Source organism: Thiomicrorhabdus arctica DSM 13458, assembly GCF_000381085.1.
GTDB lineage: Bacteria > Pseudomonadota > Gammaproteobacteria > Thiomicrospirales > Thiomicrospiraceae > Thiomicrorhabdus > Thiomicrorhabdus arctica.
In genome coordinates, this window is the sequence record NZ_KB905899.1 from 1462406 (window position 1) to 1488363 (window position 25958).

The 25958-nt window shown below is 42.2% G+C and carries 25 protein-coding genes; 9 read left to right on the forward strand and 16 right to left on the reverse strand.

Features of this window, described 5'->3' with window-relative positions:
• The first annotated feature begins 146 nt into the window (after window positions 1-146).
• Window positions 147-2444, forward strand: coding sequence for a methyl-accepting chemotaxis protein (locus tag F612_RS0106800; RefSeq protein ID WP_019557009.1), 2298 nt, complete (start codon window positions 147-149; stop codon window positions 2442-2444).
• Here F612_RS0106800 and F612_RS0106805 read toward each other — a convergent pair.
• A complete protein-coding gene (locus F612_RS0106805) occupies window positions 2441-3367 on the reverse strand; it encodes a 3'(2'),5'-bisphosphate nucleotidase CysQ family protein (RefSeq protein WP_019557010.1) in 927 nt (308 codons plus the stop codon). The genes F612_RS0106800 and F612_RS0106805 overlap by 4 nt on opposite strands.
• Entirely contained in the window at window positions 3364-3912 is a 549-nt protein-coding gene (nudE, locus tag F612_RS0106810; RefSeq protein WP_019557011.1) for an ADP compounds hydrolase NudE, read from the reverse strand. The genes F612_RS0106805 and nudE overlap by 4 nt, the downstream gene beginning before the upstream one ends.
• Before the next feature lie 63 nt (window positions 3913-3975).
• Here nudE and yrfG point away from each other — a divergent pair, with 63 nt between their 5' ends.
• Window positions 3976-4644 carry a GMP/IMP nucleotidase gene (yrfG, locus tag F612_RS0106815; protein WP_019557012.1) on the forward strand — a complete coding sequence of 223 codons (669 nt, stop codon included), beginning with the start codon at window positions 3976-3978 and terminating at the stop codon, window positions 4642-4644.
• A 173-nt stretch (window positions 4645-4817) separates the two neighbouring features.
• On the opposite strand, the gene F612_RS0106820 is transcribed toward yrfG, so the two are convergent.
• Window positions 4818-5795, reverse strand: coding sequence for a helix-turn-helix domain-containing protein (locus F612_RS0106820; RefSeq protein ID WP_211209474.1), 978 nt, complete (start codon window positions 5793-5795; stop codon window positions 4818-4820).
• A gap of 137 nt (window positions 5796-5932) precedes the next feature.
• Between F612_RS0106820 and F612_RS0106825 the strand changes: the two genes are divergently transcribed.
• The 5 genes from F612_RS0106825 (at window position 5933) to F612_RS0106845 (ending at window position 11656) form a co-directional block, all read left to right on the forward strand.
• Window positions 5933-7429: an aldehyde dehydrogenase family protein gene (locus F612_RS0106825; protein WP_019557014.1), complete on the forward strand. Its 1497-nt coding sequence runs from the start codon at window positions 5933-5935 to the stop codon at window positions 7427-7429.
• 91 nt (window positions 7430-7520) lie between these two features.
• Window positions 7521-7898, forward strand: coding sequence for a DUF779 domain-containing protein (locus F612_RS0106830; protein ID WP_019557015.1), 378 nt, complete (start codon window positions 7521-7523; stop codon window positions 7896-7898).
• A gap of 367 nt (window positions 7899-8265) precedes the next feature.
• Window positions 8266-8832: a redoxin domain-containing protein gene (locus tag F612_RS0106835; RefSeq protein ID WP_019557016.1), complete on the forward strand. Its 567-nt coding sequence runs from the start codon at window positions 8266-8268 to the stop codon at window positions 8830-8832.
• Window positions 8805-9581: a spermidine synthase gene (locus F612_RS0106840; RefSeq protein WP_083917308.1), complete on the forward strand. Its 777-nt coding sequence runs from the start codon at window positions 8805-8807 to the stop codon at window positions 9579-9581. The genes F612_RS0106835 and F612_RS0106840 overlap by 28 nt, the downstream gene beginning before the upstream one ends.
• A 107-nt stretch (window positions 9582-9688) precedes the next feature.
• Window positions 9689-11656, forward strand: a complete 1968-nt coding sequence (locus F612_RS0106845; RefSeq protein ID WP_019557018.1) for an ATP-binding cassette domain-containing protein — start codon at window positions 9689-9691, stop codon at window positions 11654-11656.
• A 171-nt stretch (window positions 11657-11827) separates the two neighbouring features.
• On the opposite strand, the gene F612_RS0106850 is transcribed toward F612_RS0106845, so the two are convergent.
• From F612_RS0106850 to F612_RS0106895, 10 genes are all read right to left on the reverse strand, one after another.
• Window positions 11828-12106 (reverse strand): helix-hairpin-helix domain-containing protein, encoded by a 279-nt coding sequence (locus F612_RS0106850; RefSeq protein WP_019557019.1) that lies wholly within the window; start codon window positions 12104-12106, stop codon window positions 11828-11830.
• Between the two features lie 37 nt (window positions 12107-12143).
• The gene (locus tag F612_RS0106855) at window positions 12144-12704 is read right to left on the reverse strand and encodes a dihydrofolate reductase family protein (protein ID WP_019557020.1); all 561 of its coding nucleotides are present in this window, start codon (window positions 12702-12704) and stop codon (window positions 12144-12146) included.
• A gap of 173 nt (window positions 12705-12877) precedes the next feature.
• Window positions 12878-13483: a nitroreductase family protein gene (locus F612_RS0106860; RefSeq protein WP_019557021.1), complete on the reverse strand. Its 606-nt coding sequence runs from the start codon at window positions 13481-13483 to the stop codon at window positions 12878-12880.
• A gap of 380 nt (window positions 13484-13863) precedes the next feature.
• Window positions 13864-14082: a hypothetical protein gene (locus tag F612_RS0106865; protein WP_019557022.1), complete on the reverse strand. Its 219-nt coding sequence runs from the start codon at window positions 14080-14082 to the stop codon at window positions 13864-13866.
• Window positions 14083-14207: 125 nt separating this feature from the next.
• Window positions 14208-14711, reverse strand: coding sequence for a P-loop NTPase family protein (locus F612_RS0106870; RefSeq protein WP_019557023.1), 504 nt, complete (start codon window positions 14709-14711; stop codon window positions 14208-14210).
• Between the two features lie 156 nt (window positions 14712-14867).
• Complete coding sequence (locus tag F612_RS0106875) at window positions 14868-15320, reverse strand: DUF305 domain-containing protein (protein ID WP_019557024.1); 453 nt, start codon at window positions 15318-15320, stop codon at window positions 14868-14870.
• A gap of 227 nt (window positions 15321-15547) precedes the next feature.
• Entirely contained in the window at window positions 15548-15961 is a 414-nt protein-coding gene (locus tag F612_RS13125; protein WP_019557025.1) for an ion channel, read from the reverse strand.
• A gap of 363 nt (window positions 15962-16324) precedes the next feature.
• Entirely contained in the window at window positions 16325-17446 is a 1122-nt protein-coding gene (locus F612_RS0106885; protein WP_019557026.1) for an MBL fold metallo-hydrolase, read from the reverse strand.
• A 467-nt stretch (window positions 17447-17913) separates the two neighbouring features.
• Complete coding sequence (locus tag F612_RS0106890; RefSeq protein WP_019557027.1) at window positions 17914-18255, reverse strand: hypothetical protein; 342 nt, start codon at window positions 18253-18255, stop codon at window positions 17914-17916.
• Between the two features lie 286 nt (window positions 18256-18541).
• Window positions 18542-19660 carry an MBL fold metallo-hydrolase gene (locus F612_RS0106895; RefSeq protein ID WP_019557028.1) on the reverse strand — a complete coding sequence of 373 codons (1119 nt, stop codon included), beginning with the start codon at window positions 19658-19660 and terminating at the stop codon, window positions 18542-18544.
• A gap of 518 nt (window positions 19661-20178) precedes the next feature.
• Between F612_RS0106895 and F612_RS0106900 the strand changes: the two genes are divergently transcribed.
• Window positions 20179-20937, forward strand: coding sequence for an ice-binding family protein (locus F612_RS0106900; RefSeq protein WP_211209475.1), 759 nt, complete (start codon window positions 20179-20181; stop codon window positions 20935-20937).
• A gap of 208 nt (window positions 20938-21145) precedes the next feature.
• Here the strand turns inward: F612_RS0106900 and F612_RS0106905 are convergent, their stop codons facing one another.
• On the reverse strand, window positions 21146-21610 hold the full coding sequence (locus tag F612_RS0106905; protein WP_157760468.1) for a hypothetical protein: 465 nt from the start codon (window positions 21608-21610) through the stop codon (window positions 21146-21148).
• A 236-nt stretch (window positions 21611-21846) separates the two neighbouring features.
• Between F612_RS0106905 and nrdB the strand changes: the two genes are divergently transcribed.
• A complete protein-coding gene (gene nrdB / locus F612_RS0106910; protein ID WP_019557031.1) occupies window positions 21847-22980 on the forward strand; it encodes a class Ia ribonucleoside-diphosphate reductase subunit beta in 1134 nt (377 codons plus the stop codon).
• A 149-nt stretch (window positions 22981-23129) separates the two neighbouring features.
• On the opposite strand, the gene F612_RS0106915 is transcribed toward nrdB, so the two are convergent.
• Both F612_RS0106915 and parE read right to left on the reverse strand, forming a co-directional pair.
• Complete coding sequence (locus F612_RS0106915; RefSeq protein ID WP_019557032.1) at window positions 23130-23717, reverse strand: hypothetical protein; 588 nt, start codon at window positions 23715-23717, stop codon at window positions 23130-23132.
• A 100-nt stretch (window positions 23718-23817) separates the two neighbouring features.
• On the reverse strand, window positions 23818-25704 hold the full coding sequence (gene parE, locus F612_RS0106920) for a DNA topoisomerase IV subunit B (RefSeq protein WP_019557033.1): 1887 nt from the start codon (window positions 25702-25704) through the stop codon (window positions 23818-23820).
• Window positions 25705-25958 lie beyond the last annotated feature (254 nt).

The window sequence follows — 25958 nt, forward strand, 5'->3', positions numbered from 1 at the left end:
CTTACTTACCAGCCCACATAGTGACACAAGCCATAAATAACAAGCATGTATCAGACTCTCGACTTATATCGAGGGTAGACAGTAAGTGCTCTGTTTCTAAAAACAACTTGGCTCTTGCGAGACAATTTACAATATAGGATTTTTTTATGCGAAATAACGGCACCGTTACACAAAAAGAGTACATTTTAAAACCAGATATCACGATTGTCTCTCGCACCGATATCCATGGCAAGATTACCTCAGCAAATGAAGCATTCATTGAGGCCAGCGGCTTTGAATGGAAAGACTTAGTGGGTCAACCGCATAATATACTTAGACATCCCGATGTACCTGAAGCCGTATTTAAAGATTTTTGGACAACGCTACAAGCAGGCAAACCTTGGAGCCAAATTGTCAAAAATAGACGTAAAAATGGCGATCATTACTGGGTCATTGCCAAGGCCACACCCATCTTCGAAAAGGGTGTTATTACAGGCTATATGTCGGTTCGAAATGCTGCAAGCAGCGCACAAAAAGTGGCGGCTGAACAGGCCTATAAGGCGATTGCAAATGGTAAAGCCAAACTCGTTAATGGCCATATCGCCAGCCTAAAAGACACGTTAAATCCATTGCTACATTTTAACCTAGCACCGATTATCTCCGTCTTGGCTATTTTAATGTTGATCTCAGCCCTCATTCCGGTCACATTTAGTAATATAACCACGCTCATTCCTAAGGGTATCTTAGAAACCGTAGGTATTCTTCTTGTTCTACTGCTTATGCTTGCCTCGCGAAGCAATGCCAAACAGCTTAAGCGTTTACATACGCATATTACAGAGATAACGACTGGAAACTTTAAGACACTAATTGATTCTAAAGGGTCAAGTTTATTGCCACAAATTCTAGGATGTCTTGACTCATTACAAATAAAACTCGGCACGGATATTGATGATGTTAAATCGGCATTAAACAGTTCACAACGCATCGAAAGTGCTTTAAACGCCACCTCCTCTAATATTATGGTCATTGACCGTTTTCACAGTATCATCTTCGTAAATGCCTCTTTAGGAAAAATGTTTCATTCTGCCGAAAGCGAATTGAAAGCAGGGTTGCCAGATTTTGAAGGTGACAACCTCCTTAGAAAAAACATTGATGTCTTGTTCCAAGAACCTGAACAACAGATTCAACTGTTGGACCATGCAAGCAAAACCTATAAAACGCGAATGAACATTGGTTCAATTGTTTTAGATACGGTAACAGACCCTATTTTCGGAGCGAATGGTGAGCGTTTGGGTACGGTGATTGAATGGATTAATATGACGGAACAATTAGCTATCGAGGCCAATATTGAACGTATTGTTAATGATGCTTCTAAAGGCACACTCAGCGGAAAGATCCCCACCGACAACCTAAATGGTTTTGAACGCAATATTTCGTATTCAATGAATGCGTTATTAGAAAGCTTTTGCCAAACGACCCAAACACTTAACAGAATCCTTTCTGGTATGAGCAAGGGGGATTTAACCTTACGTATTGAAAATGACTACGAAGGAGATCTGCTTGTCATGAAGACCGCTGTAAACAGCGCCTTAAACAACATTGAAGCCACTTTCGGACACATTAAACGCGGAGCAACTGAAATCGGTACCATGTCGAATGATGTCGCCGTTGCCAGTGATAACCTATCGCAACGCACACAACAGCAAGCCGCCTCTTTGGAAGAGACCGCCGCCAGCATGGAAGAGCTGACCTCAACCGTGCAACAATCAACCCAACATACCGCTCAAGCCAATACACTCGCGCATACCGCCGCCCAAGAAGCAGACGAAGGCATTATTGTCATGCGTCGCACGATTGAAGCGATGAATAACATCACCGAGTTAAGTCATAAAATTGGGGACATTACGAGTGTTATTGACAGCATTGCTTTCCAAACGAATCTACTGGCACTCAACGCTGCTGTTGAAGCTGCACGAGCCGGTGAACATGGACGAGGCTTTGCCGTCGTAGCCAGCGAAGTGCGTAGTCTGGCGCAAAAGTCTGCGGCGGCGGCTAAAGACATCTCAACATTAATCACCTCTGCCACTCAACAAATTGAAGCGGGGACATCCCTCGTTGAGCAGACAAATACCGTCTTCGAACAGATGGTAAACAAAATAAGAAGTGTTGAAGATCTCGTATCAGAAGTCGCATCAACGGCTCTGGAACAGTCAAAAGGGCTGGATCAAATCAACACAGCCGTCTCTAATTTAGACCAAACGACACAGCAAAACTCGGCGCTTGTGGAAGAGCTCTCGGCAACCGCTGGCAGTATGAGTGAACAAGCGGAAGAACAGGTTGAATTTGTAGGGCACTTTAAGATTACCCCTGATGTAGATAAAGTTACTCAAACAGAGCTTTTAGCAATCGACGCACCCATTAAGAGCACTGAAATATTAAATGAACAGAGAGCTTCTCAAGTCTAAAACACTTCTGGAAAATGCGGCCACGGATAGTTTTTATCGCAAACCGCAATAAAGAAGGGATTGAGAAGCGATTTAGTTTGTACATACTGCAAAGGGTGTCCTGCTGCATTCAGCAGTGCACCCCCTGCGGATTCAAGAATGCAGTGAGATGCCGCGGTATCCCACAACGAGGTCGGGCCAAACCGTGGGTAGATATCAACCTTACCTTCAGCGACCAAACAGGTTTTTAAGGCAGAACCCATTTTAATTAAAGAGACTTCTCCCAATTGCGCTGTGAAGCGTTGTAATACGCCGCCATGCCGCCGACTTATTGCGACTTTAATTTTTTCACCAACGTGACCATCCAACCCCTTCGAAACCCGATCTTGTTGTTTTACAGAGTGTTTGTCTTGCAAAGAATTGACTTGGATCGACGGTGCTTTTTCTAATATAGACAGCCATTGATGATGAGATAAACCTGCTGTCAGACCGCTTAATTTAAACGCCTTCTGGCCTTTAATCGAGAAGTATAAGCTCCCTATTTCAGGACCATATACCACACCTAACACTGGCTGATGATCTACGATCAGTGCAATATTCACACTGTACTCTCCGGTGCGACCAATGAACTCTTTAGTGCCATCCAAGGGGTCGACTAACCAATAAGTCGACCAGGCCTGACGACTTTCAAACGGCACGTCCGCAACACTCTCTTCGGTAATCAATGGAATCGTCGACACCAGAGCCTGTAAAGCCATAGTGATCATTTTATCGGCTTGTTTGTCGGCCTCGGTCACGGGCGAACCATCCGTTTTATCCTCGACATCTAACCTCTTAGACTGGTGATATAAAGTTGATATATGTTGACCGGCAAGATATGCGATATGGCAAACTTCGGGCAACCACTTAACCAACTCTTCAGATGTAACTGCACGCGAGTTCATATTTTCCCCATCTCTTTTAAGACCAACATCAGCGCGGCGTAAGCACGACCTTCGCTAAAGTCGGGGTCCGCCAACAATCCCTGCCAATCATCCAAATGCCACGGCACTACCTCGAGGGGCTCTGGTTCATCACCTTCGGCATTTTGTGGCGTCAACCCTGTCGCCAACACAATGTGAGTATGATGCGTCATATAACCTGCTGCCAAACTCACCGAATCCAGTAATTTGACCTCTTGAGGTAAAAATCCAATCTCTTCCTGACTCTCACGAATAGAGGCCTCTCGCCAAGTCTCCCCCGGGTCAATCTTGCCTTTCGGAAAGCCCAGTTCATAACGCCCGACCCCGGCGCCATACTCTCTAATTAACAGTAAAGTACCATCTTCAAGCATTGGAATTATCAATACCGCACCGTCGACACTGCCCAGCAAACGTTCATACGTCACGGTGGTACCATTCGAAAAAGTGATATCTTGAGACTGCACCGTAAAAATCCGTGACTGCGAAGCGATTTTTTCCGATAAAATAGTAGGTGCTTTTTTAGACATGCTGAATAACCGTTAAACTAAAAATATTCTTTTCATAATAACGCTAAGGGTTCCTGATTACCAATGAATGCAAATCTTAACTGGTCACAAATAGACACTGTCCTACTCGACATGGACGGTACCTTGTTGGATTTACATTTCGACTGGCATTTTTGGATGGAAGTGATTCCCCAGGCCTATGCATCCAAAAACAAAGTGTCGCTTGAATCCACAAAAGCCCTGATTCATGAAAAGATTCATTCGCAAACCGGGACTTTAAATTGGTATTGTTTGGATTACTGGACCGAAGCATTGGATTTACCCGTCGCCCAGTTGAAGCGTGAGTTAAAGCATCAAATTCAAGTACATCCAGAGGTAATGGAGTTTTTAGCCGCACTTAAGGCCAACAATAAAACGGTGGTGATGGTCACTAACGCACACCGCGATAGCTTGGTGATTAAGCTAGAGATGACCGAAATAGGTGACTATTTTGATGAACTGATTTCAGCACATGATTTTGGCATGCCGAAAGAGGACATCACCATCTGGTCAAAAATTCAGGACGTCATCGCTTACGACCCACAGCGCACGTTATTGATTGATGATAACCTACGCGCGTTACAGACCGCCAAAGAGTATGGCATTGCTTACCCATTATGCGCCACGTATGTCAGCCCAAAGTTGGATAAAATTGACCCTAAAGACTTTGCAAGCTTTGAATTTTATTCAGAGATTATGCCGAACGAATCTTGATGTACAAAACGACCAGGCCTGGTCATTCTCGATTTCGTTCTGTTTTAAATCCTTTAAAGTGTCCCCCTAAAGGCTACATACTTGTCACAAAGACAATTTAGTTCCTCAAATACCTTTGTGAAGAAAACTCAGACCGTATCAGTACCGTAATCTAGGTCTGTTAAAAGGGATGCCTAAAACTTTGATTTATATTCCGATGCTGTACACCCATAAAGATTTTTAAAACGGTGACAAAAGTGGCTAGGCGTATTAAACCCTAGGTCATAACTTACCACAGTGATTAACTCTCCATTTTTAATTCTTTCTGCGGCTAATGTCAGACGCGTTTGCTGCTGCCACTCCACTGGTGAACAGCCGAGTTGTTTTCTAAATAATTCATAAAGACTACTTCTACTCATACAAGCGTGTTTTGACAATGCATCAATATCAAGCGGCTTTATTAAGTTTTTATTTATCCAATAAAGTGCTGCCACTAGGCTGTTAGCTTCGGGATCTCTATTGCAATAACGTAATAAAAACGCTCTAGTTGTATGCCGTAACATTCGAACAATTAGCTCAGAAATATGTAAATCGATTAACAATTTTCTGTCAGGATGATTTTCAGTAAATAAATGAGTTAATTGATTTAAAAGTTCTTGGGTTTCATGTGAGTGATGTGTATGCAAAACCGGGAATGAAGTTCCTGGCTGCCAGATAGAATCTCCGCTAAGAGCAGGAAAGTTTTCATACATGCGTTCATGAATCTTCAGCACTTTTTCTTTTGCTATCTCAACCGTCAGACAAATTGTAGGGTGGCTCATTGTTGCATCAGGAAAGTCTATTTCAACACTTTCACCAGGGGCCATAATAAAACTTTCATGCGGCAGAAAAACTTGTTCATCGATTCTACTTTTTACACCTTCAGAGTGCATGATTTTTTTCCCAGACACCATCCCGCAAAGCAGTAACTCATCTGCTTTTAAGTGTACTCTACTGGCCTTTTCATAAGTATCATAAATACTAACTTCTGACTCATCAGCGGCAAAACTAATTTTGTTTTCCACTAGAGTTTTAGGCTTACGGATATCTTTAAGAGAATTCATTCGGTAATAAATTTTTCCTAGATGTTGTAAGTTTGGACTGAGCTTGAATTTTCCTGGACGTTCAGACAATCGCTCAAGACCACTAAAGATTATATTACAAGCAAGCTGATTATTAAGAAAAAAAGATATGAATGAGCTTCTTTGCTTTTTGTCGAACGTTATGACAATCGAAAGCCTATATAAACAATCATTAGATGGAGACGACGATGTCAGGTCAAACACATGGTTTTAAAGAACAGTATGAGAATTTCATTGGTGGAAAATGGGTCCCACCAGTCGATGGAAAATACTTTGAAAACACTTCTCCTGTTTCAGGTGAATTTATCAACAGAATTCCTAGATCATCTAATAAAGACATTGATCTTGCGGTTGCGGCTGCCACAAAAGCGTCTACAGCTTGGGGGAAAACTTCCGCCACTGACAGAAGCAATATACTGCTTAAAATAGCCGATGCGATGGAACAGAATCTCGAAGCGATAGCACATGCAGAAACGTGGGATAACGGTAAGGCCATTCGTGAAACGATGGCTGCGGATATTCCTTTGTCCATTGATCACTTCAGATATTTTGCAGGCGTCATTAGAGCGGACTCAGGAGAAATTTCTGATCTTGATGCAAATACGGTCTCCATGGAAGTGCACGAACCATTAGGGGTTGTTGCACAAATAATTCCTTGGAATTTTCCAATCTTAATGGCCTGTTGGAAAATTGCGCCTGCTCTAGCCGCGGGTAACTGCGTAGTGCTAAAACCTGCAGAGCAAACCCCATCTTCAATCCTAGTGATGATGGAAATTATTCAAGATCTACTCCCTCAAGGCGTTTTAAATATTGTGAACGGTTTTGGGCTTGAAGCGGGTAAACCCTTAGCAACACACCCTGATATTCGTAAAGTAGCCTTTACAGGTGAAACGACTACTGGACGTTTAATCATGCAGTATGCCTCTGAAAATATTGTGCCTGTCACGTTAGAGTTAGGCGGCAAGTCTCCCAATGTTTTCTTTGAAAGCATTATGGAAGAAGATGATGCCTTTTTTGACAAAGCGATTGAAGGTTTGGTTTTATTTGCCTTTAACCAAGGGGAAGTCTGTACTTGTCCCTCTCGAGCATTAATTCAAGAAAGTATTTATGAAAAATTCATGGCACGTTGTCTTGAAAGAATTAGCGCTATCAAGATGGGTGATACGCTAGATTCTAGCACTATGATGGGGGCTCAAGCCTCAAGTGACCAATATGAAAAAATCTTAAATTATATTGAAATCGGTAAAGCCGAAGGTGCTGAGATATTATGTGGCGGTGGCGCTTTCAAAAATAAAACCTTTCCAAATGGTTATTACATCCAGCCGACACTATTAAAAGGTAACAACAACATGAGAGTCTTCCAAGAGGAGATTTTTGGACCCGTTCTTTGTGTAACAACTTTTAAAGATGAAGATGAAGCACTCAAAATTGCAAATGACACCATGTATGGATTAGGTGCCGGGGTTTGGACAAGAGATGTTCATCAGATGCATAAAATGACCCGGGGAATAGATGCTGGTCGTGTTTGGGCTAACTGCTATCATACCTATCCTGCTCACGCCTCTTTCGGTGGGCATAAAAAGTCTGGTATCGGGCGTGAAACGCACAAAATGATGTTGAATCATTATCGTAAAACTAAAAACATTCTGATCTCTTATGATAAAAACGCATTAGGTTTTTTCTAAACTAACGATTGATTTTTAAAGCTGTTTTTAAAAAATAAGTTGCCGTAGCTAAAGCTTCGGCAATTAATATTTATGTTTAAGAGAAAGAAATATGAACACTGAAAAATTGAGTGATCGTGTTGATGTGACCGATAAAGCTAGAGACGTCATTGATAGACTAAGAGCAAACAACGGAGAGTTAATGTTTCATCAAAGTGGTGGCTGTTGCGATGGTTCAGCACCCATGTGTTTTGTCGTCGGTGACTTTATGACGGGATCACGAGATGTTATGCTTGGAAAGATACATGGTTGTGAATTTTATATGGCAGCAGACCAATTTGAATTTTGGAAAAACACCCATCTTACAATCGATGTTTCAGAAGGTAGAGGCTCTAGTTTTTCTTTGGAAATCCCCTTAGGTTTGCGATTTATGACCATTTCTAGGCTATTTACCGATGATGAACTTAAACGGTTAAGACCCATCATATGATTTTTGCTCAACACGTTTATCGCAAAACATTTTAAGCTCAAAACCCCATTCGATCCATTCATTGCAAATAACTCCAGCATTTATTGGCGTTGAAATACTCAACTTCATTTCCCGTTGGATGCTTACAATCTCTTCATCCTCTAGCTCGATCTAAATAATGTCCCTATAAAGGCATCAAGACTATTTAAGGTCTCGTCAAGGCAAGCAGTTGTTGAAACTTGCTTGCATATTGACTCCAAACGATCATTATGACTCGCGCCATCACAGTTATGATCTGCACTAAACTGGTTGTACTGAATCCGTATGGATAAACCGTTATAATATATCGCTTATTATACAAACAACCCAACAAAACAGAATCTAAAATATGTCCTTAAAACACTCCGACACGCCTGAAAAACAACCTGACGCAGCCCCACCGTTTTGGAAAAAGAATTGGGTTAAAAATACCTTGACTGGTTTGCTTTTTGTAGGCGTATTTTTATTGCTACGCCCTTATATGCAAGGCGATGTGGTACAAGGGCAAGCGCCGATTATGCACGTACAGAGCATCACCGGAAAAACCATTGACCTGCAAGCATTAAACCAACAAGGTAAACCCGTGTTAATCCACATCTGGGCAACTTGGTGTCCTATATGTGACATCAGTAAAGGGGGTATTGAATCGGTGGCAAAAGAGTATGCGGTGATTAATATCGCCTCCCAGTCGGCAGATGATGACCAACTACTGACCTTTGCCAAAAACAATGAGATGAACCCCGATATTATCGTCAACGATTTAGAAGGCAAGTGGCTAAAAGTGCTTGGCGCTAAAGCCGTGCCCGCTGATTTTGTCATCGCACCAAACGGCGAAATTGCGTTTGTTGAAGTCGGTTTAACCACTAGTATGGGCTTAAGACTTCGTCTATGGTGGACCGCATTGATGGCGGATTAATGACGAATAAAGCGAACGACTCAGAGTTAAATATCGATCTAAAAACCAAGCAGAAATATGGCGGTTCATTGATACATTGTCAACGTGATGAGTTTGGTTTGATTGAAGTGGTTGATACCCCCCAAATGCGCAGTCTATTTTTTGGCTCGCCAGTGGAACAGAGTCGGCTCTTTTTTCATGCGCCGATGACCTTGTCGTTTGAATACCAGCAAGTCATCGAAGCACAAATTTTAGACTTTCATGAAAAACATCCGCTCAAACGGGTCTTGATGCTGGGTATGGGTGGCGGATCCATTGCCAGCCATCTCAATGCTCTACAGCCAGAGATGCAAATTCATATTGTTGAACTGCGCCAAGCGGTGATCGATATCGCTTATGACTATTTTCATTTGCCAAAAGTACCTGAGATTGAAGCCATGCAAGAAGATGCTTGGGACTTTATTGCAGAGGGCCTAACGAAGTATGATGTGATTATTGTCGATGTCTTTGATGAAGAAGGATTACCGAATGACTTTACTGAGCTGGAATTTCAAAAGAATCTATTGAACAACTTAAAGTCACCAGGCCTGGTGTTATTTAATTTGTGGAACCATAAAGACAAACATATTAAACAGCAAACAGATTTAATCGTTAAATATTGGCAACAACAAGCTTTATCAAGCTTATCGGGCAAGCAGCACCACAAAATCCGGGTCGATAGCTACCCAATTCACTCCAGTGAGAATATAATCCTCAGCATTCAGGTATAGTAACCAGATATTTAAACCTCTACCAAAGAGATACGGTTTCTATACCTCCAACTTAAAACTCCTCATTCAAAATGGATGATGAATTTACAATAAAAAGACTCTCTATTATGGCGCTACTATTTTTACGTGAAATGTCCCTCAGCTTCGGCTCGGCTCCCTTATTCAACAAAGCTTCTTTACAGATCGAAGCCAATGAACGTGTCTGTCTAGTCGGCCGTAACGGCGAAGGTAAGTCGACCCTGTTGAAAGTCATTGAAGGTGAGATTCAGGCTGATGGCGGAACCCGCATTGTGCAAGATGGCGTGACCATCGCCAAACTGCAACAAGAAGTACCGCATGATATGCACGGCTCTGTGTTTCACGTTATTTCGGAAGGGTTAGGCAATGCCGGTCAGTTGATTGAGGAGTTTCATGAAATCAGTGTTCAGATGGAGCAGAATTACACCGATGAACTGATGGAACGGTTTTCCAAGGTCCAAGAAGGCATCGAAAAGCAAAACGGTTGGGAGCTACAGCAAAAAGTCGACACCATTATCTCTAAATTAGAGTTACAGGCCGATGCAGAGTTTTCGAGATTATCAGGGGGGATGAAACGCCGAGTGCTTCTTGCCCAGGCGTTGGTTCAAGCGCCTGATATTCTGTTACTCGATGAGCCGACGAACCACTTGGATATTCCCTCCATTCAATGGCTAGAAGGCTTTCTCAAAGGCGTGAACTGTTCACTCGTTTTTATCACGCATGATAGAGCATTCTTGCAAGCCCTAGCAACCCGTATTATCGAACTCGATCGCGGTAAGCTCGCCAATTGGCAGTGTGATTATCACACCTACCTAGAACGTAAAGAGGCTGTCTTAGAAAATGAAGCCAGACAAAATGCACTGTTTGATAAAAAATTAGCCCAAGAAGAGGTCTGGATTCGTCAAGGCATCAAAGCACGCCGTACCCGTAACGAAGGTCGTGTTCGCGAGTTGGAAAAACTGCGTTCAGAGCATCAGTCACGTCGTAATCAGCAAGGTAAAGCGAACTTACAACTTAACCGTGCAGACCTATCTGGCAAACAGGTTGTTGAGTTAAAGAATGTGACCTTTGGCTGGCCTGGCAGAACCATTATTGAAGACTTCAGTGGCGTCATTATGCGTGGCGACAAGGTGGGGATTATCGGAGAGAACGGTTGTGGTAAATCGACTCTAATCGGATTACTGCTTGGTAAACAAGCGCCGTCTTCCGGAACCATCACTATGGGAACCAACCTCGATATCGCCTACTTCGATCAACACCGTGCGCAATTGGATGAAAATAAGCCAGTGGTCGAAAGTGTGATTGAAGAGAGTGATTACGTTGAAATCAATGGTCAACGTAAACATATTATGGGCTATTTGGCGGACTTCCTCTTCTCACCAGAACGTGCTCGTCAAAAAGTGAAGTCTTTGTCGGGGGGAGAGCGTAATCGTCTGCTACTAGCACGCGTATTCGCTAAACCGTCTAACCTACTGATCCTCGATGAGCCGACCAACGATTTAGATGTTGAAACACTAGAGCTGTTGGAAGAGTTATTGATGAACTATAAAGGTACGGTCTTAATCGTCAGCCACGATCGTGCTTTCTTAAACAATGTCTGTACTAGCTCAATCGTGTTTGATGCACCGGGCGATGTGAATGAATATATCGGTGGTTATGACGACTGGTTACGTCAGCGTCCGGCTAAATATGCCAATACGCGTTCGGCGGCACGTTTAGAGTCGGCTCATCCAAAGATGACGACCTCTGAAATCAAAGCAGAAAAAGCCCCTAAAACTGAAAAACCCAAAGAAATTGTGGCCACGCCAGTCGCTAAAAAAGCCATCAAGCTAAGCTTTAAAGATCAGCGTGAATATGATGCCTTACCGGCTTTAATTGAGGGCTTGGAAACTGAATTAGAAGCCTTGGCTGAAAAAGTCGGCAGCAGCGAGTTTTATCAAAATGATAATGAAACCGTACAGGCCACGCTGAAACAATTAGAAGACAAAGAAGGCGAACTTGAAGGCGCTTTTGAACGTTGGGAAATTTTAGAGCGTATCGTGATGGGCGACGCCTAAGTTTCAGCTTTCATGATTAAGTTAAGCTTAGTTTCTCGCTTAAGTTAACCACGAAGGCATGAATTTTAAAACGTGAATTAACCAGGTCTGGCCAAATGCAAAGGAACAATTAATATTAAAAAGGCCTCTCAAGCATTGATGACCATTCAAATAAATCGAGTCTGACCCCAGTTATTTTTTACCCGCCAACATCACCTTACGTTCTTGAGTAAATTCCCACCATTTTTTAGGTGGACCGCCCTGCATGTAGTTTACAGCTGAAATAAAGACATCTAACACACAGGGATCCTGCTTCTGCTGTGTCACATAACAAAGCTCTTGATACATTTGATATGGATCTTTGTTGGCTAACTCCATGGGTTCTTTCAAGCCTATCAGAATAAAATCCTTTTCCATGGCTTTGCCAATATTTGGAATGTCTTGAAAGTTTTTTATCTCACTCCGAATCATCTCTTTTACCTTTCTATCCTAATGGTTGAGTGGCTTGTTATAAGGAATTTACACGGTACTTAACTTGGATAAAATTATTTGGAAATGCTGAGGCCCTAGCCTTTTCAAGCTTTACACTTTTATTGATTTTGCCAAAGAGGGGAATCCCGGCACCTAAAAGCACTGGAGCTGTCGTAATGGTCATTTCATTAATAAGGTTAAGATTCATAAAAGAGGTAATGGTTGCGCCACCATCAACGTAGGCATGTGTAAAGCCACTTCTCTCTAACGTTATCATTAGCTCTTGAATATCGCCAGAGTACATTTCAACCTTTTCTCTTAGATTCTCGGGCGGCTCTTTCACGGTCTTACTTAACACAACAATATGCACATCACCGTAAGGCCATTGATCAGGGGTTAAGTTCATGCTCGAAATCATGTCCATGCACTTACGCCCCATAATCATGCAATCTACCGAATCCATAAAAAACTGAAAACCCATGTCTTCAGAATCCATATCGGTTTCCAAATTACCTGCGGTATGAAGCCAGTCGACCCCACCATCAGGTGTTGCAATATACCCATCGGCACTTGTTGCAATAAAAACTGAGCATTTCATATTTTTATTCCTAAGCACTCCGTTAAAAATGACTTATAACGATTATCACACAGCCAAACACCTGTCCAAAAATAAAGCCGACCAGGCCTGGTCGGCTTTAAAATGCACTTGCACATGAATGGATTGTAGGGTTATTTAATTTTACTCTGCCCCCCAATGATTGACTCTATGTTCTATGAAAATCTATTCTTGATAACCACTTCATCTAGCGCCAATTGACCGCCTCGTGGCCAGGCCTCTTTTGTGCTCTTCCCTATGGCAACAAACATAGCAATCACATGATCGTCCGGAAGGTTAATAAGCTCAGCGACCTTTTCAAAATCGAAACCGTCCATTGGGCAGGAATCATATCCCATTGATTTTGCCGTAAGCATTAAGGTTTGCGCGGTTATGCCACAAGATCTCATAGCCTCATCTCTTTGTACCTGGTCTTTGCCTCGATAGTAATCATCGATCGCTGGGAGCATAAAATCCTGAACGTCTTTAGAGGCATTTTTCCAGTAACGATCAGGCTGTTTTTCCCATGATTTAAGGTCTGCACATAAAATAAAGAATAACGAGGCATCGGTCACCTGTGCTTGACCCCAAGCCACCTCTCTAATTTGGGTTCTTAGTGCCGGGTCAGTCACCATGACATAGCGCCAATTTTGAATATTGAACGCCGTTGGAGAAAGCACCGCCAAGGAGAGAAACTCATTGATTTCATCTTCCGTCATACGATGGTTTGCATCAAAATGTTTGACGGCACGACGGGAACGTATTGCATCTACTGTCTTCATAATATTTCTCCTATTTATTTAAATATTAAACATCCAAATATCTGTGCAAATTAAGTCAAAACCTGTCTATTCCAGTCGTTTTAACAGGATATTAAGGATGAATATCGTCATTGTGAATTTTTGAATGGCTTAATCTAAGCACATCGTTGATCGCTCTTCCCAACCCAAGCCATAAAAAAGCTGTAGTGAGTATAGAGACAAACTAGTAAAGTTACCAATCTATTTTTTCGTAAAAAATGAAGATGACCAGGCCTGGTCGGTTTTTAAAATGAGCTTAAGGATGAGTTGATAGCAGGGTCATTTAATTTCAGTCTGACCCCTCATGGTTAGGCGAGAATACGGATGTTATTTTGCATTCAACGTTTGCCCTAACGGGGCTATTACGTATGGGTATTTCCAGAGTTCGGCCACTTAGAAAACGCAAGAAAATACAGAAGAATTAAGTTTAACAGGGGGATCACCATCAGAAGACTCAGCCACTTAGAGTAACCAGCTTTCGAAAAAATAAACCAGAACGGCACAATAATAACCGCAGCCATGACTAAGACCATAAGTGGGCCAGAAGGCCAAACTCCAGCATCAAGCATTGTTTCAGACATTATACTTCTCCATTTCTGTAAATAGTTGCACTGTGGCGGGCAACCTACACCTAATACTCAGTTCAGCGTACCACGTTTTATCCGCTGTAACGGCTTGTTATATTTTAAACACTGACAGAGCAAATTTACTTGGTAAAATGATTCATTTCTTTAACCGTTGTGATTCTATAAATAGCTTTACCTTTAGCACGAAACTGAATCTCTTCAAACAACTCAGCAGTCCAAAACTTAGGTGATAACCGTAAGTATTTCCAGCCTGTTAAAGTACCTTTCAAAACCGAACTGCCTTCAGGCCATCCTAATGGTTTTACAAAATAGCTTTTTAATAACCTCTTAGTCACCCACCAGTAGTGAACATAATAGGGTAAATCAACGTAAATAAGCGTGTCTGCGGCATCTATACGTAACCAAAAAGAGTCTAATGTACCAAGCCCTTCAATGATCCAATTGTCAGTCTTAATCAAATCAGCATGCTTTTCTGAATACTCTTCAGGTAAAACACGCTCACCATTTTTCTGGTACTCAATTAAATCTAATGCATACAGTTTCATTCCAGTTTTATCGGAAAGCTTTTTACTCAGCGTGGATTTCCCACCTCCGGGTTTTCCAAAGACAACCACTTTATTCATTTATCGACGTCATCACATGTTGCTTCTTTGTGCTCGAGCCTTAACTGAATATAATGATGATTAAACATCTTACTTACTACCTTTATAAAGCCAGTAGAAAAAACGTGCCTCCTCTGGAAGAGTCGATACAGCAATCAATCCACGCATAAAAATGGCTTAATGTTTATTTTCAAGATCAATGATCAACGCTTTCATTTCGGCAATTTCCTTGCGCTGAGCCTTAATGATACTGTCTGCTAGCTCACGAACTCGAGGATCTGAAATATTGGCACGCTCACTCGTTAGAATAGCAATAGAGTGATGTGGGATCATCGCTTTCATCCAAGAAACATCTTCAACAGTCGCTTGACTACGCACCAGCCAGAGCGCAGCCACAAAGACAACAATACTACCCAGAACAATCGTGGTATTCGTCCGTGTGTCCGTGTACATATCAAGCATAAACAGTAGCATAATAACAGCCATAACAGAACCCATCACGAGTGCCATATAAGCGCGTGTTTCACTAAAAAAAATGTGATCTATACTGAATGAATTTAAATACATCAGTGCAAACATCGTGATGGTTGCAGTCAGAATCATGGCGGCAAAATTCACATACTTTGTCATGGGGGCTTTCTCCAATTTAGTTATCTATTTTATAGTCGAGTACAGATCTATAACGGACGATTCCATCATCTACCGGCTCATCAATGCACCTAACCGACTTGATTTAATCAATCACGACCGTTACGACGATTAATTATATACGAACTATTACTAACCAGTAAACAACATTTCTCTCTTTAGCGCAGCTTAAATAGACTTGAAATAACTCGTATCTGTCTTTGAAAACCTTATGGCTTGCTGGTCATCAGTTTGTGCATGTACATTGCAGAACAGCTAATAAGAAGAAAGCCATTTAAAGCTTCAACCCCCGCCAGGAATCGCAAGTGACCTGTGGGATAGATGTCGCCCAAACCCAAGGTATTGTAATTGACCAATGAAAAATACTGATAATCCATCATACTCATATAGTCAGTCTGCTTAAAAGAGCCTAGCCCCTCAGAGGCCCCAAAATAAAACCCAACACCATACAACGCAGCCTCCATCACATGGATAAAGACGATAAACTGTACCCCTACAGGCAAAGTGATGGCTTTATGCAACCTGGAGTTTTGCAAGTTTTCTACGATTGGGCTAAGAATAAAACCATGAATCAGGGTCGTTATGAATACGAGTAGTATCGAAATAAATATAATTGACAGCATTTTAAGGTGTCCTTTTATAAAGATCACTTAGCATAAGCATGGCTAGAAAATACCCAAAAAACTGCATACTAAAACGTAGAAAATATTGGTTAAAGACTTATTTATCGTTATTAGGATTATTGAAGTGAATCTCGTGATTCCGACCATAACCTGGTGCGATTAAAAACAATGGATGTCAAACGTAAAACGACCAAGCATAAAATATGAAATTATGTCCACTCTCTTATTTAGTGCTTGGTTAACACACGTTATGAATTCTATCTATTTACTCAAGTGCTGACTTAATAGACCAGCACTGTATTAAAGAACTGAAATCAAAGGGTTCTTATTCAGTGCGGGTCTTTAATGCCAATCAGACCATACTTAATGATCATATTGCTCAAAGTTAATCACTTGTAAATCATTAGCCTCTAAAATTTTGCCTGTAAAACCTTGTGCTCGGATAAGCGTCTCCACTTGAGGGATTTTGCCTTCCGTCAGCGGCGTAATATGTGAAAGCAAGAGTGTTTTCACATTGGCTTTATGTGCCACTTCGCCAATGCGAGAAGGTGTGGTATGCAAATTATAAAAAACCTTTAATGATGGATTTGGCAGAGTATCCGTTGCCAACGAGGTATCATAAATCAACAGATCGGCACCTTCTGAAATGCCCATCATATTGCCGCCATTTAGAAGGGGATTCCCTTTCATATTCGTTTTCTTTGAACTCGTATCGCCAGAATATACAATCGTTAGGCCTTTGTACTCTATACGAAAGGCTAACGCAGGTACTGGGCCATGATTGACACCCACCGCTTTAATCACTAGACCGTCCACGCCCGACGGGGTGATGTTTGTCGGATTATAGACCTGCCAGTTTGGCGATATATTATGCGCTTCGTAGTTAAAGGTACCGCCATTAATGGCACGTGAAAATACATTTAAGTAACGCTCTACACCCGTATTTAGATCAAAATGCTTATATACATATGCTGAGGTAGCTGGATATTGTGCCACGCCCTCATTAGCCCCAATATCGAGAGGGAACGGCACTCTATTAGCCCCAGGACCAAACACTCTAAACGGAGCTGTGCGTCCTGGAGGAAAAGCAGAAGGCTTTTGCTTAAGGTTATAAGTGCTATTATTAAAATACATGGATTTAATGATGGAAGGTAAATCCCCAGTGTGATCGAGATGCAGATGAGATAACAAAACGATATCCAGGTCTTTTATATCCACTCCGGCCATTGCGAGACTTTTGTAAGCACCCCCACCCGCATCCATTAAAATTCTTGGCACACCATCAACAAAAACAAGATAACTTGCACTCGCACGACCGGCTGGTGTGGCGACAGGTCCACCCGACCCTAACACCATAACGGAAAGATCGCCTTTGACGTTATCAAACGCCGTGCTCTTTTTATCCTGACCAGCCATAGCGGTTAACGGAAAAGAAAATAGTAATGCAAGCGGTACTATCTTTAATAAAATTCGTTTTCTCATCATCGTAATGTTCCCTTACATTTGTTCGTATTCATTAAGCAGTAATACTAACATACAGTTTTCGATTAATAAACACAGATTAGTAGAGCTTATTCACATGACGATTCTTATTATCTGTAGATCTGCTTTACTCACTCATTTATTTTAATTCCTCTCTTAAATCCCATAACGGGCCTACACTCAGGCACCCGGAGTTTTGAGGTATTCTTAGCGTGAAAGGTATTTTTGACTGTTTTTGAAAGGGAGAGTTCAGGGGTGTGGATTTATTTATACAGAGAAACGTTAGATTAAGATCATTCGACCAGGCCTGATCCGTTTTAAAAGCCCATTATTTTCAGGGGGATAAAACAGGCTAATAACGTAGAAAGTTTATCTTTTGTAAGTCACTATCTTTTCACCTAACGTAGGACACGTTTAGGGAATATCAGAGGACAAGCTTAGAAAAACCGATTTAATGAAGAGAAGCATCTCTATTTACCAGGCTCTCCGCCAAAAAATGATTCCATTTGCGTAATGAGTTTCTCTTGATACTGCCTCAACCAATAATCGAGATGGAATTTATATTTGTTTTCGACCATAAGCATATGGGTATAGGACTGAACGAGCTCACGCCTTACTGTCTCTATATGCTCTGGTTTTTTATCGAATAGTTCCTCATACCAGTGAGCCACAAATTCATCATCAAATTGATATTGGCTTCGAATGGTTTTTGTTAAAAAATAGGCACACATCTGCTCTTCAGTGAATTTTTTTCTTAATTCAGCTTCTATTTTTTCTTCAGTTTCAGTCAGTTCATCGACCATTTTTGGCATGACTTTCTCCGTTTATTTGCTTTATACTGCTAACGGTTTTGGCCTCTCTAACGCCTGTGAAAAAACACGTAAAAACCTATCTAAAACAGAGGTTTTTAACTGGACACTTAGGCTCTATAGCATAGGGTTGAGGTTGCCCAAATGCTCCTTTTAGACTCCCAGTATCCCTCATTTGAAACGACTCCAGATGCGCACTAGCAATGATACTAATATACTCCTGCCGAAAACAAAAAAATCGGCCATCCCACAATGAGATGACCGATTTTAATTCTAATAAAATCCTACGTTATTGTTCATGTTGCTCAAAGTTAATCACCTGTAAATCATTTGCAGTGAGGATGTTGCCTGTAAAACCTTGTGCTCGGATAAGCGTCTCCACTTGGGGGATTTTACCTTCTGTCAGTGGTGTAATATGTGAAAGCAAGAGTGTTTTCACATGAGCTTTATGCGCCACTTCGCCAATGCGAGAAGGTGTGGTATGCAAATTATAAAAAACCTTTAATGATGGGTTGGGCAGAGTATCCGTCGCCAACGAGGTATCATAAATCAACAAGTCGGCACCTTCTGCAATGCCCATCATATTGCCGCCACTTTTAAGGGGGTTCCCCTTCATGTCCGTTTTCTTTGAACTGGTATCGCCAGAATACACAATCGTTAAACCCTTATACTCTATACGAAAGGCTAACGCAGGTACAGGGCCATGATTGACACCCACCGCTTTAATCACTAGACCGTCCACGCCCGACGGGGTGATGTTTGTCGGGTTATAGACCTGCCAGTTTGGCGAGATATCATGTGCTTCGTAGTTAAATATACCGCCACTAATGGCACGCGAAAATACATTTAAGTAACGTTCTACACCCGTATTTAGATCGAAATGCTCATGCACATATCCTGAGGTAGCCGGATATTGTGCCACGCCCTCTTCAGCCTTAAATGCAGGGGGAAACGGCACACCGTTGGCCCCTGGACCAAACACTCTAAACGGGGCTGTACGTCCTGGAGGAAAGGCAGAAGGATTTTGCTTAAAATTGTAACTACTGTTATTAAAATACATAGATTTAATGATGGAAGGTAGATCCCCAGTGTGATCGAGATGTAGATGAGATAACAAAACGATATCCAGGTCTTTTATATTCACCCCAGCCATTGCAAGACTTTTATAAGCACCCCCACCTGCATCCATCAAAATTCTTGGTACACCATCAACAAAGACAAGATAACTTGCACTCGCACGGCCGGCTAGTGTGGCGACAGGTCCACCCGACCCTAACACCATAACGGAAAGGTCACCTTTGACTTTATCAAACGCCGTGTTCTTTTTATCTTGACCAGCCATGGCGGTTAACGGAATAGAAAATAGTAATACAAGCGGTATAATTTTTATCAGAATTTGTTTTCTCATCGTCATATCCATCCATTTTTTGTTTCTAAGTTAAGTAGTCATACTAACATACAATTTTATTCATAAGCGCACATTGGAACCACTGAAAATTTAGCTTGTGTGCCCCATATGGCGGTTGACAGTCATGTGTCTGCCTGAACTAAAAATAAAAGGGTAGCACTTGATTCTTGAATTCAAGCGCCTTAGAAATCAACTTGAAAGTGTTGCACTTGCAAGTTGATTCTAAGGCGTCCCCTTTTCCATTAGACCATTCGCGCTAAGACCTTTATCTTATTGCCCGTCGTGTTGAGTATTACCCGGGGGTTCAAAATAAAAAGGTAGCGTTCTCTTTCCCTATTAAAGACGTTTTAACAGAGTATTTGCAGCAAATAACGGTAAACCAGAGTGATTAATTAAAAAGTCTATAAATATTAAAAAGGCATCTCAATTATTGATGATTAAATTGAAGAATTATTTATAGTAAGATACGTTGCAAACACTGATGTTTACTATAACTTCACAAATCCTAAGATCCCCCTATGAGGACAACATTTATGACCATGTCTAAAAATTATTCAACAAAGCTTTTGCTGGCTTTGTTTTTCCCCTTTGCCCTGATGGGAACTGCATATGCTGAGTCCTACCAGGCGCCTGTATACCTGGGCAGTGCTGCTACGTTTGCAGTTCTAAGTAAATCGGGCATTACTAATGTTTATCGCTCATCGATTGTTGGAGATGTTGGCACGAGCCCCATCACAGGTGCAGCTCTGCTTCTCACCTGCGGTGAAGTGACAGGTACTATATTCACTGTTGATGCGGCAGGTCCGTTACCCTGCTCAGTCAATTCACCCAGCTTACTGTCCTCCGCTGTGGGTGATATGGGATTTGCCTATAGTGACGCCGCAAGTCGAACGTCACCGGATTCCACTGAAATGGGTGCTGGAGAAATTGGCGGCTTGACGATTGCTCCTGGCCTCCATAAGTGGTCTACGGATGTGAATATTTCGACCGACGTCACTCTTTCTGGTGGTCCGAATGATGTGTGGATTTTCCAGGTTGCAGGTCAACTGACCGAAGCAAATGCCACGCGAGTGACTTTAGAGGGTGGCGCCTTAGCCAAAAATATTGTCTGGCAGGTTGGGGGTTCAGTGACGCTTGGAACTAACTCACATTTTGAAGGCGTAGTTCTGGGCAAAACCTTGATCGCTGTGAACACAGGTACAACCGTCAATGGCAGATTGTTTGCTCAGACAGCGGTTACTCTGCAAATGAATGCAATCACAGAGCCAGCCCTGTAAATAAGTGGATAAACCGCTTATGTAGATTAACATTACTCAGCGCAGGCACTTAAAAATGGTTACAGATTTGGGTCTGTAGCCTTTTTTTTTGGATAAAAACGGGTCAGGTAAACTGAATATTCAAAGCGACCAGGCCTGGTCAATTGAGAATGTCTAAAGAAAAGAAGTCTGAAACAAGCCCAAAAGCTTAAGCAGGCATTGCTCTACTTTACTTCTCCAAGGTCGCTGCAGGCGTAATATCACCACGCATGGCTTTCCAGCGGTTTAAACGGCGCAATAACCGCAGGACAAAGGTGGCGGTCATGGGTTCTGGTGAGGTGTATTTAAAATAGCCTAAATCAATCAAACTCTGCACCGATCTCTTTTCAGAATTCGAGCCCATTAAAATCAATGGTGTTTGCAGAATCTTTGGATTCATATGCGTTATCTCCATCCACAGCGGTTCCATGGCTTTAGCTAACTCGGCAGAGATAAAAACCGCAATGTAGGTTCGATGCGTTGAATAGCGGCGAGACTCTAAATCGGCCAACATCGTCTCTTGGCTGTTTAAGGCAATGACCTCTAATCCATAATGTTTTAGAAAGTTACTCAACACAGCAAAACGTGCACTGTCGGCTTCACAGATTGCGATCTTTTTACCTTGTAACCACATTAACTGATCTTTATAAGTCACGTCTCTCCCACACCTTGATTGATGGTCTATGGCTCATTATCCAAAAAGATGACCGCAATAGACAATTATTTCGCTATTTATCTAACGTATTATCTCTTTTAAGATCTAGAGTTATCCGCATTTAAAGGTGAATATTCTCCTTCAATCAATCCCTTATACAGTAAAGGTGTTCATAGAGTCTTATCTAGTCTAAAATAGTGCGACTAAACATCCCTTTTTCCAGGAAAAATCGATTTATGAGCTGCAAAGATCAACACACCTATTCTACTTTTTGTCGTTCACCTAACGACGCGATGAAAGAGCCTATGTTTTTTGGCCAGAACGTCAATGTTGCGCGTTATGACCAACAAAAATATCCTATTTTTGAAAAATTGATTGAGAAACAACTGAGTTTCTTCTGGCGTCCTGAAGAGGTGGACTTATCAAGCGATCGCAGCGAATATGCCAACCTGCCAGAGAATGAACAGCATATTTTCATCAGTAACCTAAAATATCAAACCTTGCTAGATTCGGTGCAAGGTCGTTCGCCTAATGTCGCTTTACTGCCATTGGTCTCTATTCCTGAGTTGGAAACCTGGATTGAAACCTGGTCGTTTTCAGAGACGATTCACAGCCGTTCATACACGCATATTATTCGTAATATCGTCGCCGATCCTTCGCTGATTTTTGATGATATCGTCAACAATGAAGAGATCACCAAACGTGCTGAGAGCGTGACGCTCTATTATGATAAGTTAATCGCCTTAACCAATCATATGTACGCCAATGAGATTGACCTGAGTAAAGACGATGCTTTCCGTAAGAAGATCAAAACGGCACTGTACTTAACGATGGTCTCGGTCAATGTGTTGGAAGCGGTTCGTTTCTATGTCTCATTTGCTTGTAGCTTTTCATTTGCCGAACGCTCTTTGATGGAAGGCAATGCCAAGGTGATCAAACTGATCGCTCGTGATGAAGCACTGCATTTATCGGGTACGCAGAACATTATTAATATTCTGGTTGAAGGCAAAGATGACCCTGAAATGGCCGTCATTGCTCGAGAGGAAGAAGAGAATGTTTACACTATTTTCCGGGAAGCGGCACAGCAGGAAAAAGAGTGGGCAGAGTATCTGTTTAAAAATGGTTCAATGATTGGTTTGAATGCCAACATCTTAAAGGACTATGTTGAATACATTACGAATGTCCGCTTAAAAGCGGTTCGTCTGGAGCCGATATTTGAATTACGCAGCAACCCTTTACCATGGATGAACAATTGGCTTGTCAGCGATAACGTTCAGGTCGCACCGCAAGAGTCAGAAATCAGCTCTTACCTGGTCGGTCAGATTGACTCTAAAGTAGAGCAATCTGATTTTGATGACTTCTCCTTATAAAGGCGTGACGCGCTGACTTTTTGTCAGTCACCGCTTCAACAAAAAAGCCGCAAAGAGAGTATTTTATACTAAATGTCTTTGCGGCTTTTTTATGGTCTTTCATAAAGTTTACCAGCCTTTCTACCAGGCCTGGTCAATTTTAATCGCCTTTACTGGCAGATAGATTCATTCGGCGTTAATAAGGCGTTTAAGCCCTGTAACGAAAATCGGTACTGTTTTTCACCCACTCTTCTGTGCTGCAAAGTGATGTCAATTGAACGTCCTGCTTTTAGCTGATCCAACAGTGATTGATAGACAGCATGCATCCTGCCCATAGTTTTTACCTGACCACTGGCCAACTCAAGACGTACTTTATTAGAGTGTTCAGCGGCGTTGTTCATTGGGTTTAAAACGCCTTGCAAAGTAGCCGGTGAGGCATCGGTCTGACCATTAATCCGATAGGAGACATCCATCAAACCCGGAGTCTCCATCAACACTTCTTGGTTAAACAATAACACTTCAATCAGGGGAAATGGTGACATAGTTGAACAGGTCAAACCTAAGTAAACCTCCTTGTCTGGGATTTTAGTGAATAACTCAAGACTCTCTAACTGATCCTGTTGATCTTGATAAAGGCTTAAATGAAAATCACCTTCTGTTTGAGTTGTTTTCGCGGCCAGCACGCACGTGCTAAGCAGTGCTAGAGAGACGGTGAAAAGGCTTAAACTCAATGAGACCCATTGTTGACATTTATGCATCGTGTAAAACCCTTAGCGTATTCGCTCATTTTAAAAATTCAGTAATAAAAAACCCCTAAAAAGGGGCTTTTATGGATTCGAATAGCGTGCTGAACCAACCTTAAACTTCGGCCAAATCGCCTTTATCTTCCAACCAACTCTTGCGATCACCTGATCGTTTTTTGGCCAATAACTTGTCCATCATTTCATTGACAACACCATGGTCATTTAACTGCAATTGCAACAAACGTCGGCTCGCGGGCAACATGGTGGTTTCGCGTAACTGCGGAGGGTTCATCTCACCCAAACCTTTAAATCGAGTGACTGATATTTTACCAGGCATTTTTTCCGCTTCGATACGATCTAAAATGCCTTGGCGTTCTGATTCATCTAAAGCGTAAAAGACTTTTTTACCGACATCAACACGGTACAGCGGTGGCATGGCGACAAACACATGACCTTGTTCAACGAGACGGGTGAAGTGGCGGACAAAGAGCGCACAAATCAGAGTGGCGATATGCAGTCCATCGGAATCCGCATCAGCCAGAATACAAATTTTACCGTAACGTAATCCGGAGATATCATCCGACCCCGGATCGACGCCGATGGCGACACTGATATCGTGGATTTCCTGCGATGCCAAGACTTGACCCGATTCGACTTCCCACGTATTTAAGATTTTGCCGCGCAACGGCATAATCGCTTGAAAGTTCTTATCGCGTGCTTGCTTGGCTGACCCACCCGCAGAATCTCCCTCAACCAAAAACAGTTCAGTTCGAGTCAAATCTGTGTCAGTACAGTCAGCCAACTTACCCGGTAAAGCCGGTCCAGAAGTAATCTTTTTACGGACAACTTTCTTGGCTTTCTTACTGCGAGTAGAGGCATTTTGAATCACTAAATCAGCGATTTTTTCAGCGACTTCAGTATGCTGGTTGAGCCATAAACTTAAAGCGTCTTTAACCACACCGGAAATAAATGGCACACACTCTCGTGAAGAGAGGCGTTCTTTAATTTGCCCGGCAAATTGTGGCTCACGTACTTTTGCTGACAGTACAAAAGCCACATTCTGCCAAGCGTCTTCAGGGGTGATTTTGATGCCACGCGGAATCAGATTACGGAATTCACAAAACTCACGGATCGCATCGGTCGCACCGGCACGTAAACCATTTACATGCGTACCACCTTGTGGCGTTGGAATCAGGTTAACGTAACTTTCCATTAAGGTTTCACTTGGCTCTAGTAACCAAGTTATCGCCCAAGCGACCCCCTCATTTTCGGCATAACTTTCGCCAATAAACCCTTCAACCGGCACGCGTTCTAGACCATCTAAGGCATCGTTTAAATAGTCTTTTAAACCATCTTCATAAAACCACTCCGTGGTTTCATTAGAGACTTCATCGATAAAGGTCATTCTCAAGCCGGGACTCAAAACGGCCTTAGCCCTTAACAGATGCTTAAGGCGTGTTAAGGCATATTTTGGAGAGTCGAAAAATTTGGCATCCGGCCAGAAGCGCAAAAAAGTTCCGGTATTTTTCTTACCGACTTTACCCGTCACTTCCAAAGGCGATAAGACTTCACCTTTAGCAAAACTGATGGCGTGGATTTGACCATCTCGTCGAATGACAATCTCAACCTTGTTAGATAAGGCATTCACGACGGAGATACCGACCCCGTGAAGACCACCGGAAAACTGATAGGCCTTATTAGAAAACTTTCCACCCGCATGTAGGCGAGTCATAATGACCTCTACCCCTGAAACACCCTCTTCTGGATGAATATCAATCGGCATGCCTCGACCATTATCCAACACACTCATCGAGCCATCCGCATAATGCGTGACGGTAATATCGTCAGCAAACCCAGCAATGGCTTCATCGACACTGTTATCGATGACTTCTTGAGCAAGATGGTTAGGGCGAGTCGTATCGGTATACATCCCAGGGCGTTTGCGCACTGGATCTAACCCGGTTAAGACTTCAATTTCTGAGGCATTGTAGTTTTCACTCACAGTGAAGACTCCTAGTGATAAAATGAGACTATTAAACGAATTTTATTAACTGAGACCTTTGGACGAATCAGGGGCGAGAGAAAAATTAGATAAAATTTCAGTGATTAAGGCAGAAAACGTAGTTAATAGCGAGCTATTGACAAGTTTTTAAACGCAAAGCAGTGATATTTTAGCCATTTTAATACCCTCAAGGGGTACCTCGTCCGTTTATGATCTCGTGCAAAAGTTTCTAAACTAAGGCAAACCTTTTAACG